The organism is Stutzerimonas degradans, assembly GCF_024448505.1.
Taxonomy (GTDB): Bacteria; Pseudomonadota; Gammaproteobacteria; order Pseudomonadales; family Pseudomonadaceae; genus Stutzerimonas; species Stutzerimonas degradans.
The window spans coordinates 552,228-566,495 of sequence record NZ_JAMOHV010000001.1 but is presented as its reverse complement, the minus strand read 5'-3'; the positions used below and the strand labels follow the sequence as shown (position 1 = coordinate 566,495).

At 67.4% G+C, this 14,268-nt stretch carries 12 protein-coding genes; 9 read left to right on the top strand and 3 right to left on the bottom strand.

What is annotated here, in order from left to right; genetic code table 11:
* Positions 1-31: 31 nt before the first annotated feature.
* From exaC to eutC, 4 genes are all read left to right on the top strand, one after another.
* Positions 32-1,552, top strand: a complete 1,521-nt coding sequence (exaC, locus tag NAV27_RS02665; RefSeq protein WP_043297654.1) for an acetaldehyde dehydrogenase ExaC — start codon at positions 32-34, stop codon at positions 1,550-1,552.
* Between the two features lie 195 nt (positions 1,553-1,747).
* The gene (gene eat, locus NAV27_RS02660) at positions 1,748-3,196 is read left to right on the top strand and encodes an ethanolamine permease (RefSeq protein ID WP_102827831.1); all 1,449 of its coding nucleotides are present in this window, start codon (positions 1,748-1,750) and stop codon (positions 3,194-3,196) included.
* A gap of 14 nt (positions 3,197-3,210) precedes the next feature.
* Positions 3,211-4,602 carry an ethanolamine ammonia-lyase subunit EutB gene (locus tag NAV27_RS02655; RefSeq protein WP_102827832.1) on the top strand — a complete coding sequence of 464 codons (1,392 nt, stop codon included), beginning with the start codon at positions 3,211-3,213 and terminating at the stop codon, positions 4,600-4,602.
* 170 nt (positions 4,603-4,772) lie between these two features.
* Positions 4,773-5,567 carry an ethanolamine ammonia-lyase subunit EutC gene (gene eutC, locus NAV27_RS02650; protein ID WP_054094555.1) on the top strand — a complete coding sequence of 265 codons (795 nt, stop codon included), beginning with the start codon at positions 4,773-4,775 and terminating at the stop codon, positions 5,565-5,567.
* Position 5,568: 1 nt separating this feature from the next.
* Here the strand turns inward: eutC and NAV27_RS02645 are convergent, their stop codons facing one another.
* From NAV27_RS02645 to NAV27_RS02635, 3 genes are all read right to left on the bottom strand, one after another.
* The gene (locus NAV27_RS02645; protein ID WP_054094554.1) at positions 5,569-7,122 is read right to left on the bottom strand and encodes an alkaline phosphatase D family protein; all 1,554 of its coding nucleotides are present in this window, start codon (positions 7,120-7,122) and stop codon (positions 5,569-5,571) included.
* Between the two features lie 83 nt (positions 7,123-7,205).
* Complete coding sequence (locus tag NAV27_RS02640; protein WP_102827833.1) at positions 7,206-7,634, bottom strand: RidA family protein; 429 nt, start codon at positions 7,632-7,634, stop codon at positions 7,206-7,208.
* Positions 7,631-8,161: a carboxymuconolactone decarboxylase family protein gene (locus NAV27_RS02635; RefSeq protein ID WP_102827834.1), complete on the bottom strand. Its 531-nt coding sequence runs from the start codon at positions 8,159-8,161 to the stop codon at positions 7,631-7,633. The genes NAV27_RS02640 and NAV27_RS02635 overlap by 4 nt, the downstream gene beginning before the upstream one ends.
* Positions 8,162-8,305: 144 nt before the next feature.
* Between NAV27_RS02635 and sigJ the strand changes: the two genes are divergently transcribed.
* From sigJ to NAV27_RS02610, 5 genes are all read left to right on the top strand, one after another.
* Positions 8,306-9,184 (top strand): RNA polymerase sigma factor SigJ, encoded by an 879-nt coding sequence (sigJ, locus tag NAV27_RS02630; RefSeq protein ID WP_102827835.1) that lies wholly within the window; start codon positions 8,306-8,308, stop codon positions 9,182-9,184.
* Between the two features lie 73 nt (positions 9,185-9,257).
* The gene (locus NAV27_RS02625; protein WP_102827836.1) at positions 9,258-10,070 is read left to right on the top strand and encodes a M90 family metallopeptidase; all 813 of its coding nucleotides are present in this window, start codon (positions 9,258-9,260) and stop codon (positions 10,068-10,070) included.
* Between the two features lie 108 nt (positions 10,071-10,178).
* Positions 10,179-10,706, top strand: coding sequence for an inorganic diphosphatase (ppa, locus tag NAV27_RS02620; RefSeq protein ID WP_003290517.1), 528 nt, complete (start codon positions 10,179-10,181; stop codon positions 10,704-10,706).
* Between the two features lie 185 nt (positions 10,707-10,891).
* A complete protein-coding gene (locus NAV27_RS02615) occupies positions 10,892-11,827 on the top strand; it encodes an ABC transporter substrate-binding protein (protein ID WP_102827837.1) in 936 nt (311 codons plus the stop codon).
* Positions 11,821-14,217 (top strand): putative bifunctional diguanylate cyclase/phosphodiesterase, encoded by a 2,397-nt coding sequence (locus tag NAV27_RS02610; protein WP_102827838.1) that lies wholly within the window; start codon positions 11,821-11,823, stop codon positions 14,215-14,217. The genes NAV27_RS02615 and NAV27_RS02610 overlap by 7 nt, the downstream gene beginning before the upstream one ends.
* Positions 14,218-14,268 lie beyond the last annotated feature (51 nt).

The following is a 14,268-nucleotide window of genomic DNA, read 5'->3' as shown; positions in this document are numbered from 1 at the left end:
TCACGACCCTTGCAAGAACCGGAGACTCACCATGCGTTACGCCCATCCCGGCACCGAGGGTGCCCTGGTCACGTTCAAACCCCGCTACGGCAACTACATCAACGGTCAGTTCGTCGAGCCGGTCGGCGGTCAGTACTTCACCAACCTGTCGCCGGTCAATGGCCAGCCGATCGCCGAGTTCCCGCGCTCCGACGCCGCCGATATCGAAAGGGCGCTGGACGCCGCGCATGCCGCCGCCGACGCCTGGGGCAAGACCAGCGTGCAGGCGCGCGCACTGATCCTGCTGAAGATCGCCGACCGCATCGAAGCCAATCTGGAAAAGCTCGCCATCACCGAAACCTGGGACAACGGCAAGGCCGTGCGCGAGACGCTGAACGCCGACATCCCGCTGGCGGCCGACCATTTCCGCTACTTCGCTGGCTGCATCCGCGCCCAGGAAGGCACCGCGGCGGAGATCGACGAGCACACCGCGGCCTACCACTTCCATGAACCGTTGGGCGTGGTCGGGCAGATCATTCCGTGGAACTTCCCGATCCTGATGGCCGCCTGGAAACTCGCCCCGGCGCTGGCCGCCGGCAACTGCGTGGTGTTGAAGCCCGCCGAGCAGACGCCGCTGGGCATCACCGTGCTGCTCGAATGCATCGGCGACCTGCTGCCGCCGGGCGTTCTCAACATCGTGCAGGGCTTCGGCCGCGAGGCCGGCGAGGCGCTGGCTTCGAGCAAGCGCATCGCCAAGATCGCCTTCACCGGCTCCACCCCGGTCGGCTCGCACATCATGAAGCGCGCCGCCGAGAGCATCATCCCGAGCACCGTGGAGTTGGGCGGCAAGAGCCCGAACATCTACTTCGAGGACATCATGCAGGCCGAGCCGACCTTCATCGAGAAGGCCGCCGAAGGGCTGGTGCTGGGCTTCTTCAACCAGGGCGAAGTCTGCACCTGTCCGTCACGCGCGCTGGTGCAGGAATCGATCTACGCGCCGTTCATGGAAGCGGTGATGAAGAAGGTCGCGCAGATCAAGCGCGGCGACCCGCTGGACACCGAGACCATGGTCGGCGCCCAGGCCAGTCAGCAGCAGTTCGACAAGATCATGTCGTACCTCAAGATCGCCCGCGAGGAAGGCGCCGAGGTGCTCACCGGCGGCGACGTGGAGCATCTGGAAGGCTCGCTGGCGACCGGCTATTACATCCAGCCGACGCTGCTCAAGGGCAACAACAAGATGCGCGTGTTCCAGGAGGAAATCTTCGGCCCGGTGATCGGCGTCACCACCTTCAAGGATGAAGCCGAGGCCCTGGCGATGGCCAACGACACCGAGTTCGGCCTCGGCGCCGGCGTCTGGACGCGCGACATCAACCGCGCCTACCGCATGGGCCGCGGGATTAAGGCCGGCCGGGTGTGGACCAACTGCTACCACCTCTACCCTGCCCACGCGGCGTTCGGCGGCTACAAGAAGTCCGGCGTCGGCCGCGAGACGCACAAGATGATCCTCGACCACTATCAGCAGACCAAGAACCTGCTGGTGAGCTACGACATCAATCCACTGGGTTTCTTCTGATGGGCTGAAGGCGGCGGGCACCGCGCCCGCCGCCGGTTAGAACAAGACGCCTGCGAGCGCCGCCGTGGTGCCGCGAAGCTCGATAAAGGTGCGTTTCTGCCAGACTTGGCTGACAAAACACCGCAACCGCCAGGTTTGCGGCGCGGGGCATGACGCTTGCTAGGGAGAGTTGCCAACCACCTGCGAGGAACGATCATGGCTCTCGAACACAGCAGTTCAACGCCCCCGCAACACACCGTCGATTTCGAAACCGTCGGCAGCAGCTATTTCCAGGAACGCGAACTGAAAAAAGGCGCCGCCGGCTGGGTGCTGCTGGTCGGTCTCGGCGTCGCCTACGTGATTTCCGGTGACTACGCCGGCTGGAACTTCGGCCTCGCCCAGGGCGGCTGGGGCGGCCTGTTCGTCGCCACGCTGCTGATGGCGACGATGTACCTGTGCATGTGCTTCTCGCTGGCCGAGCTGTCCTCGATGGTGCCCACCGCGGGCGGCGGCTACGGCTTCGCGCGTACCGCGTTCGGCCCGCTGGGCGGCTTTCTCACCGGCACGGCGATCCTCATCGAATACGCCATCGCGCCGGCGGCCATCGCCGTGTTCATAGGTGCCTACTGCGAATCGCTGTTCGGCATCGGCGGCTGGATGGTGTACCTGGCCTTCTACATCATCTTCATCGGCATCCACATCTTCGGCGTCGGCGAGGCGCTGAAGCTGATGTTCATCATCACTGCCATCGCCGCGCTGGCGCTCGCAGTGTTCATTTTGGCAATGGTGCCGCACTTCTCGGTCGACAAGCTGCTCGATATCGCGCCGACCACCGCTGCTGGCGCCAGCAATTTCCTGCCCTACGGCTACGTCGGCATCTGGGCGGCGATTCCCTACGCGATCTGGTTCTTCCTCGCCGTGGAAGGCGTGCCGCTGGCGGCCGAAGAGACCAAGAACCCGCAGCGCGACATGCCGCGCGGACTGATCGGGGCCATGCTGATCCTCGCCGCCTTTGCCGGGCTGATCCTGCTGGTCGGCCCCGGCGGCGCCGGCTCCAGCACGCTGGTCGAATCCGGCAACCCGCTGGTGGAGGCACTGACCAGTGCCTACGGCGCGTCGACGTGGATGAGCGGCTTCGTCAACCTGGTCGGTCTGGCCGGGCTGATCGCCAGTTTCTTCTCGATCATCTTCGCGTACTCGCGGCAGATCTTCGCGCTGTCGCGGGCCGGCTACCTGCCGCGCAACCTGTCGCTGACCAACAGCAAGAAGGTGCCGGTGCTGGCACTGGTGATCCCGGGCATCATCGGTTTCGCCCTGTCGCTGACCGGTCAGGGCGATCTGCTGATTCTCGTCGCGGTGTTCGGCGCGACCATCTCCTACGTGCTGATGATGGCCTCGCACATCACCCTGCGCCTGCGCCGGCCGGACCTGCATCGCCCATACCGCACGCCCGGCGGCATCTTTACCTCGGGCGTGGCGCTGATTCTGGCGTGCGTCGCGGTGGTGGCGGGCTTTCTGGTCGACCCGCGCGTGGTCATCGGCGCGGTGATCATCTACGGCGTCTTCATCGCCTACTTCGCGCTCTACAGCCGGCATCACCTGGTGGCCGGTACGCCGGAAGAGGAATTCGCGGCGATCGAGAAAGCCGAAGCGTCGTTGCACTGAAGAAGGAGGCTGACATGGCTTACTCGCACAGCGTGGGCGGCAGCACCTGGCGCTTCGACGATCTGCGCGAGGTGATGGCCAAGGCCAGCCCGGCGCGCTCCGGCGACCTGCTCGCCGGGGTCGCCGCCGGCAGCGATGCCGAACGTGTGGCGGCGCAGATGTGCCTGGCTGCGGTGCCGCTCAAGCGCTTTCTCGAAGAAGCACTGATCCCCTACGAAAGCGACGAGGTCACCCGGCTGATCATCGACAGCCACGACGCTGCCGCCTTCGCCCCGGTCAGCCACCTGACCGTGGGCGATTTCCGCAACTGGCTGCTCGGCGAGGAGGCGGACGAGTCGTCGCTGACAGCCCTCGCACCGGGGCTGACGCCGGAGATGGTCGCCGCGGTGTCGAAGATCATGCGCGTGCAGGACCTGATCCTGGTGGCGCAGAAGGTTCGCGTCGTCACCCGCTTTCGCAACACCGTCGGCCTGGCCGGCCGCATGTCCACCCGGCTGCAGCCGAACCATCCCACCGACGACGGCGCCGGCATCGCCGCGAGCATTCTCGACGGCCTGCTCTACGGCAACGGCGACGCGGTGATCGGCATCAACCCGGCCACCGACAGCACCGCCGGCATCTGCGAGCTGCTGAAAATGCTCGACGCGGTGATCAGCCGCTACGAGATCCCGACCCAGGGTTGCATCCTCACCCACGTCACCACCTCCATCGAGGCGATCAACCGCGGCGCACCGCTGGACCTGGTGTTCCAGTCCATCGCCGGCACCGAGGCGGCCAACGCCAGCTTCGGCATCAACCTGGCAACGCTGCAAGAAGGCTACGAGGCCGGCCTGTCGCAGAAGCGCGGCACCCTCGGCGACAACCTCATGTATTTCGAGACCGGCCAGGGCAGCGCGCTGTCGGCGGGCGCCCATCACGGTGTCGATCAGCAGACCTGCGAAGCCCGCGCCTACGCCGTCGCGCGCCGCTACAAGCCGCTGCTGGTGAACACCGTGGTCGGCTTCATCGGCCCGGAATACCTCTACAACGGCAAGCAGATCATCCGCGCCGGGCTGGAGGACCACTTCTGCGGCAAGCTGCTCGGCGTGCCCATGGGTTGCGACATCTGCTACACCAACCACGCCGAAGCCGACCAGGACGACATGGACATGCTGCTGACCCTGCTCGGCACGGCGGGCATCAACTTCATCATGGGCATCCCGGGCTCGGACGACGTGATGCTCAACTACCAGACCACCTCCTTCCACGACGCCCTCTACGTGCGTCAGGTGCTCGGCCTCAGGCCCGCGCCGGAGTTCGAGGAATGGCTGGCGAAGATGCAGATCCTCCGGCAGGACGGCAATCGCCTGCAGCTCGGCCGCGAGCTGCCCGAGCCGTTTCGCCGGGCGCTGGAGCAGCTGGCGTGAAGCTGCTCTTGCGACTTCGGCCAGCCCCAGGTGGAAAAACGCTGCGCGGTTTTCCACCCTACGCCGAGACTCTCATCGCGGCCCGTAGGGTGGAAAACGACCGCAGGTCTTTTCCACGCGTCTGCTCACGCGTCTGTTCACGCGCCTGACCGCCACGCTCCGAGGTAGCCATGCCCGACCGCTCGCCCACCATCGACAACCCCTGGCAGCACCTGCGTCAGCTGACCCCGGCACGCATCGCCCTTGGCCGGGCTGGCGTCAGCCTGCCCACCAGCGCGCAGCTGGACTTCCAGTTCGCCCATGCGCAGGCCCGCGATGCCGTGCACCTGCCGCTGGACTGCGAAGCGCTGGCCGCCGAACTGGACAAGCACGGCCTCGCCCATCTGCAGCTGCACAGCGCCGCCACCGATCGGCAAACCTATCTGCAGCGCCCGGACCTCGGCCGCCGACTCGACGAAGCCAGCGCCGCCATCCTCGATGCGCACGCGAAGGAAGGCTGCGACCTCACGCTGGTGATTGCCGACGGCCTCTCCGCCCTTGCCGTGCAGCGCCATGCCGTGCCGATGGCCCTGAAAATCGCCGAACAGGCCCGCACCGAAGGGTGGTCCCTCGGGCCGATCGGCCTGGTCGAGCAAGGCCGCGTCGCGATTGCCGACGAAATCGGCCAGCGGCTGAAGGCGCGCATGGTGGTGATCCTGCTCGGCGAGCGCCCGGGCCTCAGCTCGCCGGACAGCCTCGGGCTGTATTTCACCTGGGCGCCGCAGGTCGGCCGTCACGACGCGCAGCGCAACTGCATCTCCAACATCCGCCCGGAAGGCCTGAGCTACAACCTCGCCGCGCACCGCCTGCTTTATCTGCTGCGCGAAGCCAGCCGTCGCCAGCTCTCCGGCGTGCAGCTCAAGGACGAAGCGGAAGTGCCGGCGCTGGAAGGCGCACCGCGCGCCGGCAATTTTCTCCTCGGCTGACTCAGGCAGGCTGCCAGGGCTCCAGCGTCTGGCGGTAGACCACCGCGCCGTCGAGGCCGCGCAGGCTGACGTCGAGCGCACCTGTCTGCGCATCGATCTCCACCTCGCCGAAGAACTGGAAGCCCGCGCGCGGCGAGCTGTTGGCCACCGGCGCGGCCTTGTGGAACACCACCTCGGGGCCGAAGGTGGCATCCAGCGGATTCGGCCCGAAGCTGCCGGCGTTCAAGGGACCTGCGACGAACTCCCAGAACGGCTCGAACTGCTGGAACGCGGCGCGATTGGGGTGATAGTGGTGCGCCGCGCAGTAGTGCACATCCGCCGTCAGCCACACGGTGTTGCGCACCCGCGCGCGCTGGATGAAGGTCAGCAGCTCGGCGATTTCCAGTTCGCGGCCCAGCGCCGGGCCATCGTTGCCGTTGGCGATGGCCTCCCAGCGCGGGCCGTCCGGTACGTGCAAACCGATGGGCATGTCGGCGGCGATGACCTTCCAGGTTGCGCGCGAGGACCGCAGCTCGCGCTTGAGCCAGTCCAGCTGCTCGCGGCCGAGAAACGCCGTGTCCGCGCCCTGCTCGGCCTGCAGGTTGTGCGTGTTCGGCCCGCGGTAGCTGCGCATGTCCAGCACGAACACCTCCAGCAGCGGCCCGTAGCTGACCTTGCGGTAAATGCGCCCGAGCCGGTCGCCACGCGCGATGCGCATCGGCGCGTATTCCAGATAGGCCTGCCGCGCGCGCCGCACCAGCGTATCGATATCACGCACCTGCTGATAACGGTCATCCAGCACCTTGCTCGGCGACCAGTTGTTGGTCACTTCATGGTCGTCCCACTGCCAGATCTGCGGCACCTCGGCATTGAAGGCGCGCAGGTTCTCGTCCAGCAGGTTGTAGCGGTAGTTACCGCGGAACTCGTCGAGCGTCTCGGCGACCTTGCTCTTCTCTTCGGTGACCAGGTTGCGCCAGGTGCTGCCGTCCTCGGCGGTCACTTCGGTGGGGATCGGCCCGTCGGCGTAGATCACATCGCCGCTGTGCAGGAAGAAGTCCGGCCGACGCTGGCGCATGGTTTCGTAGATGCGCATGCCGCCGAAGTCGGGGTTGATGCCATAGCCCTGCCCGCAGGTGTCGCCGCCCCAGACGAAGCGAATGTCGCGCGGGCGCTTCGGCGCGCTGCGCAGGTGGCCGAACCAGGGCTCGCTGAGCAGGCCGCTACGGGCATCCTCGAAACGCGCGCGGTAGAAGATCGACTGATCCGCCGGCAGCCCGCGCAGGTCCACGCGGGCGGTGAAGTCCAGGCTGGCGTCGGTGACCGGCGAAACCATGCGCCGCGGATTGCCGAAGCGACTGCGCGTATCCCACTCGACGATCAGCCGGCCGGGGCGGTCGCAGCGGCTCCAGACCAGCGCACGGTTGCCCTCGACCTCGCCGGACTGCACACCGTCGAGCATCTGTGGCCGCGCGCGCGGCGCGGCGATGATGGCGGGCGCGATGCCCAGGGCCGGCAGGGCGAGGCCGGCGCCGATGCCTTGCAGCAGCAGGCGGCGGTTGTGGTCCGGTGCGGTCATGACGGGGGTCTCCTTGCGGGTGGGTTTGTTCCGGTCTACCCACCGTGCTTGACAGTCCCGTGACGCGCCGACCGGCGGCACGCCTATTCGGCGGTCAGCACCAGCACGGCTTCGATCTCGAACAGCATGCCGTCGAGCGCCAGGCGCGGCACCGGGATCAGCGTGCAGGCCGGTTTCGGCCCCGGCCCCAGTGCGCGCGCCAGCTCCTCGCCGAACACGTGCAGCCGAGCCTCGCTGTGCTCGACGATCAGAACGCCGAGCTTGGCGATCTGCGCCGGCGAGCCGCCCGCCGCCTCGATGGCGACACACAGGTTGCGCAGCGCCTGGCGCACCTGCTGGCGGAAATCGGCCGACAGGCTGCCGTCGGCCGTCTCGCCGCCCTGCCCGGCGATGAATGCCAGCCGCGCGCCGGCCGGCAACAGCGCGACGTGCGAGTAACCGTTGGGCGCCGGGTCATACAGCCCCGGCGGGTTGATCAGTCGCAGCCCGCTGCGCTCGGTTTGTTCGCTCATGCAATATTCCTTTTGGTGGTGGGACGCAGATCGGCAAAACGCTCCAGTGCGCGGTTCATCGCGCCCTTGAGGTCGCCCGAACGGTACTGGCCGGGCTCTTGGCCGAAGGCGACGTTCAGGCGGTTCCAGCTGTTTATGGCGATGATGGCAAAGGTCAGCCGAGTGATCGCCCGCGGCGAAAAATGCGCGGTCAGCTCACCGTAGCAGCGGTCCAGGGTTTCGCCGTCGGGCAATCGGGTCACCGCCTCGGTCCAGGCCAGCGCCGCGCGTTCGGCCGGGCTGTATACGCTGGCTTCGCGCCAGGCCGACAGCAGCAGAATGCGCGGCAGCGGCGTTTCCAGCGCCAGCAGGTCTTTGCTGTGCATGTCGATGCAGTAGGCGCAGCTGTTGAGCTGCGAGGCGCGCAACTCGATCAGTGCCAGCAGTTGCGGGTCCAGGTCGGATTCCTGCAGGTAGCCGCTGATCGCGGTCAGCGCCTGCAGCGGCAGTGCGTCGGCGTGCTTGAAGTAGTCGAGGCGAACGGTCATGGCGGTCTCCAGTCGGTTTGTCGGTAATGACCCAGCCAGGACGCAGCCGCCCGCAGGGTTGTGACAGCGGTGCCGAAAAAGTCGGCTGTCACAGCGCGCACGGTCGATCCGTCCATACTGGACGAGTCATCGTGAGGAACTGACGTGCGGGACAAGACGGATTTCTTTCAAACGCTACGGCCGAAGCTGTTCGGCCTGGCCTACCGGCTGCTGGGCAGCCGCGCCGACGCCGAGGATCTGCTGCAGGACGCCTGGCTCAAGTGGAGCGGCGCGGATGCGGCGACGATTCGCGACGCCGAGGCCTGGCTGGTCACCGTGGTGACGCGGCTGGGCATCGACCAGCTGCGCCAGCGACGCGCACGCCGCGAGGAGTACCTCGGCCCCTGGCTGCCGGAACCGCTGCTCGGCCTCGGCGACCACGAAGGCGAGCGGCTGGCCGACCTCGGCGCGGACATCTCGATGGCCTTCATGGTGCTGCTCGAACGCCTCGGCGCCGAGGAACGTGCAGCCCTGCTGCTGCGCGAGGTGCTCGAACATTCCTACGAACAGATCGCCGCGACCCTCGGCAAGAACGCGGCCGCCTGCCGGCAGATCATCAGCCGCGCACGGCGCCGGGTGCGCGAGGAGCGGCCGCGCTTCGCAGTCGATGGCGAGGCGCATCGACGGCTGGTGGAGCGCTTCGCCGCCACGCTGCTGGAAGCGGACAGCACGGCCTTCGCCGAACTGCTCGCCGAAGACGTGAGCTGGATGGCCGACGGTGGTGGTCTGGTCTCGGCCGCCTCGAAGACGCTGCACGGCGTGCGGGCTTCGACGCGCCTGGCCCGCGGCATCGCTCGTCGCGCGGCGGGTCAATGGCAGGCACGCGTCGCCTGGATCAATGGCGAGCCCGGCGTGCTGGTACTGCACGGCGAGCACCTCCACGCGGCGATGACGCTGGTCAGCGACGGCCGGCAGATCCGCCGCATCTATGCAGTGCTCAACCCACACAAGCTCGGACAGACGTCGCCGGACGCGGCGACCTGAGCGCCTGCGCGCGGCTTGCCGCACATCGCCGCCGCGCTTATGGTGAGCGCCCGCCTCGCTGGAACCTGCACGCATGTGGTCCTTTCGCGCCTGGCAGCGCAAACGCATCCTCGCCCGCAACCCGGTGGCCCCGGAGCTGTGGCAGCAGGTGCTCGACAGCCTGCCGATTCTCGATGGCCTCGGCGACGACGAACTCGCCCGCTTGCGCGAACGCGCCGTGCTGTTCCTGCACGATAAGCGTCTGACCGCCCGGCCGGGCGTCGAGCTGCAGGCCGAGGATCGCCTGCGCCTGGCACTGCAGGCCCAGCTGCCGCTGCTGCATCTGGCCGATCTGGGCTGGTATCGCGGCTTCCACGAGATCGTCATCTATCCGGACGACTTCCTCAGCCCGCAGAAGCACCGCGACGCCGCCGGCGTCGAGCATGAGTGGGACGCCGAACACAGCGGCGAGGCCTGGCTGCAGGGCCCGGTGATCCTCGCCTGGCCCGGCGTGCAGCAGAGCGGTGGCTGGGAGGCCTACAACCTGGTGATCCACGAGCTGGCGCACAAGCTGGACATGCTCAACGGCGACGCCAATGGCTTGCCGCCGTTGCACCGCTACATGCGCATCGACGCCTGGGCGGTGGCCATGCAGCAGGCCTACGACCAGCTGAACGCCAGCCTCGACGCCGATCCAGACGCCGAAACGCCGATCGATCCCTATGCCGCGGAAAACCCGGCGGAGTTCTTCGCCGTCACCAGCGAATACTTCTTCAGCGCGCCGGACCTGCTGCACGCCGCCTTCCCCGAGGTCTACGCCCAGCTCGCCGATTTCTATCGTCAGAACCCGCTGCAACGCTTGCAGCGACTGCAGGCCGAACACCCGGCCTACCGGGAACCTGCCTAGGCCGTACGCGTCGAACCCGGCGTGCATTGCGCGCGACATTGCGCCTATAATCGCGCCCACTTTTTTCCGCCCCCCGGCCACGCTGGCCGATCACGGAGCCTTTCCTTCATGAGCTACAGCAAAGTCCCGGCTGGCAAAGATCTGCCGAACGACATCTACGTCGCCATCGAAATCCCGGCCAACCACGCACCGATCAAGTACGAAATCGATCACGACACCGACTGCCTGTTCGTCGACCGCTTCATGGCCACCCCGATGTTCTACCCGGCCAACTACGGTTTCATCCCGCACACCCTGGCTGACGACGGCGACCCGCTGGACGTGCTGGTCGTGACCCCGTATCCGGTCGCACCGGGTTCGGTCATCCGCTGCCGTCCGGTCGGCGTGCTGAACATGACCGACGAAGCCGGCGGTGACGCCAAGCTGATCGCCGTCCCGCACGACAAGCTGACCCAGCTGTACAAGGACGTGAAGGAATACACCGACCTGCCTCCGCTGCTGATCGAGCAGATCAAGCACTTCTTCGAGAACTACAAGGATCTGGAGAAAGGCAAGTGGGTCAAGGTCGAAGGCTGGGAAGGCGCCGATGCGGCCCGCGCAGCAATCATCAAGGCGGCGGAGGCTTATCAGAAGTAAGCCAGCGCCACCCCTGAAAGCCGGCCACAAGCCGGCTTTTTTATTGCCTGCGAAACGCCGTGCCCCACGGGCGGACCGGCCTTGCCGGCATCTAGCCGGAAGATGAATGGCCCTAGACTTTTTGCGGGATTCACGCGGCTGTGCGACTCCGCTATGGTGGCACTCAACCATCACGAGGTCGCAGGATGCGCCTGACACTTCTGTTGCTGCTTGGCCTGATTCTGCTCGGCTGCCAGCCGAATACCGAGCCGACTCGCGTCGGCAGCAATCGCTGGCTGGGCTATGGACCGATCTATCTGGCCGACGATCTGCGCTGGACCGAATCCGCCGGCGTGCGCCTGGTCGAGTATCCGACGACCACCGGTGTGCTGCGCGGCTTTCGCAACGGCATGCTGGACGCCGCGCTGCTGACGCTGGACGAAGTGCTGTTGTTGCAGGACCGCGCGCCGGAACTCGACCTGGAGATCGTGCTGGTCGCCAACGTCTCCGCCGGTGCCGATGCGCTGTTCGCGCGTGCCCCGATCGCCTCGCTGGACGCGCTGAAGGGACAGCGCATCGGCGTCGAGAACACGGCGCTCGGCGCATTCTTTCTGGAGCGCCTGCTCGACCAGGCGCAGCTGAGCATCGACGACGTGACCGTGGTCAGCCTGCCGGTGCACGAGCACGTCGAGGCCTTCCGCGAGGGCAAGGTCGATGCAGTCATCTCCTTCGCCTCGGAAGGGCCGGCACTGGAGCGCCACGGCGCGCGACGGCTGTTCGACAGCCGGCAGCTACCTGGCGAGATCGTCGACGTGCTGGTGGTCGACCGCCGGCACGTCAGCACCGAGCGGCGCCTGCAGCTCAAGGCGCTGTGGCTCACCTCGCTGCGCACCTGGCAGGAAAACCGTGCGGAAACCGATCCGCGCCTGCAGGCGCGCCTCGGGCTCAGCGCCGAGGCGATGCAGGTCACGCTGGCCGGGGTGGTGATGGGCGACGCCGCGCTCAACCGCCAATGGCTGGACAGCGGCCAGCTGCTGCGCAGCGTCCAGCATCTGAGCGATTATCTGAGCGAGCGCGGTCTGCTCGCCAATCCGCGCCCCGCCCAACAGTTGCTTGCCGAATGCCGAGGTAGGAAATGCTGACCCGCTATTCCCTGCGTCTGTCGCTGCCGCTGCTGCTCGGCCTGTTCGCCCTGACGTTCACCCTGCTGCTGACTGCCTGGCACATGCCGAGTCGCGTCGAGGAGACGCTGGAGCACTGGCGCGTCCATACCCGCCAGCACCTGGCGCTGCTGCAGAGCAGCCTCAGCGACCACCAGCGCATGGGCCGTACCGCCGAGCTGCAGACCGAGCTGGCCGACGTCGCCAGCCTGCAGGGCGTGCGCTGGGCGATGGTCATCGACCAGCAGCTGCGCGTCATCGGCAGCACCCGCCTGGGGCTGGACCCGACGAAGCTGACGCTGATCGACCCGGACGTACTCACCGACTACGTGCGCAGTGGCCGCGTCGGCTGGCTGGGCGATTCGTCGGCGCGGCAGCTGGTCATCTACCCGCTGGACCGCGCCACCCAAACGGGTGCGCCGCTGCGCGAAGCGCTGCTGGTGGAGTTCGATTTCGCTCCGGTCGTGGCGCAAACCCGCCGCGACGGCTGGTTCTACCTGGCGCAGACGCTGAGCCTGCTGGTATTGCTCGGCCTGGCGCTCAACCTGCTCTACAACCACCTGATCACCCGCCGCCTGGCCCGCATCGACCGGGCCGCACGGACCTTCGCCCAGGATCAGCAGCCGCAGCCGCCAGCCGTCAGCGGCCAGGACGAGATCGGTCAGCTCGCCACCACTTTCAGCCAGATGATGAACCAGCTGCACCAGCGCCGGCTCGCCCAGCAGGAAAGCGAGCAGCTGATGCGCAACCTCATCGACACGGCGCCGATCGGCATGCTGGTGGTCGACGGCGAGCTGCGCGTGCAACAGGCCAACCCGGCCGCCGCCGCCCTGTTCGACTGCGCACCGGACGAGCTGGTGGGCAATGTTCCGGCCGACCGTCTGCTCGAGCCGGACGCCACCGAGCGGCTGCAGCGCGCACCGGCCAACAGCGTGCTGCAGCTGACCGGGCACCGGCACGGCCAGCAGGTGCCGCTGGAAATCACCTGCACGCCGTTCCTGCGCAACGGTGAAACGCACGCGCTGATGCTGCTGCGTGACATCGGCGACCATCTGCGTGCCGAGCAGCGTCTGCGCTTCCTCGCGCATTTCGACCCGCTGACACAGCTGGCCAACCGCAACTTCCTAGTCCAGCGACTCGAGCAACTGCTCAGCGAGCGCGTGGCGCTGAGCCTGTTGTACCTCGACCTGGATCACTTCAAGCGTATCAACGACGCCCTCAGCCACGAGATCGGCGACCGCCTGCTGGTCCAGGTCGGCGAGCGCCTGCGTCAGCTGGCGCCGGAGCCGGCGCTGCTGGCGCGCACCGGCGGCGACGAGTTCATGCTGCTGCTCGAACACAGCGACGCCCAGCAGGCCGGGCAACTGGCCGAGCATCTGATCGAAGGCTTCCAGCCGCCCATCCGCATCAACCAGTACGAATGCTTCGTCAGCCCCAGCATCGGCATCGCCAGCAGCGACGGTCGCGGCAGCGCCAGCGAGCTGCTCAAGCAGGTCGACCTGGCGCTGTATGCCGCCAAGGATGCCGGGCGCAACTGCACGCGCTTCTTCAGCCAGGAGCTCAGCGCCGCGGCCGAGCGCCGCCGTCAGCTCGAGCAGGCGTTGCGCCGCGCGCTGGACGAAGAGCAGTTCGTGCTGCATTACCAGGCACAGGTGAACGCCGCGGGCGAACCCGAGGTGATGGAAGCGCTGCTGCGCTGGAACTCACCCGAGCGCGGTCTGGTGCCGCCGGGCGAATTCATCCCGGTGCTCGAAGACAGCGGGCTGATCATCGAAACCACCCGCTGGGTGTTCCGCCAGGCCTGCCGGCAGGCGCGCCAGTGGCGCGAACAGGGTCACCAACTGCGGATCGCGGTGAACCTTTCGCCGCTCGATTTCCGTCAGGCCGATCTGGCCGGCAGCCTGCTCGCCATCCTTGCCGAGGAAGACACGCCGGCGGAGCTGCTGGAACTGGAGATCACCGAGAGCGCGCTGCTGGAGGCCGACGAGCATGTGCAGCAGACCCTCACCCGCCTCAAGACCGCCGGCCTGCCGCTGCTGCTCGACGACTTCGGCACTGGCTACGCCTCGCTGACCTACCTGCAGCGCTTCCCCTTCGACGGCATCAAGATCGACCGCGAATTCGTCGCTGGCCTGCCCGATAGCGAGCACTCGGTGGCGCTGGTGCGCGGCATTCTGACGATGGCGGCACACCTGGGCCTGCACGTGGTCGCCGAGGGGGTGGAGAACGAGCGGCAGGCGGCGTTCCTGCGGCTGAACAACTGCCCGAGCCTGCAGGGCTACCACTACGCGCGCCCGCTGGCCGCCGAGGAATGCCTGCTGGCCGGTGTCATCCCGCCGACGCCGGCGCTGTTATTGCCGCTAGACGGCTGAGCCGCGCCATGTGCGGCTGGCCTTGGCGCGACGGGCTGGCTACCCTGCCCG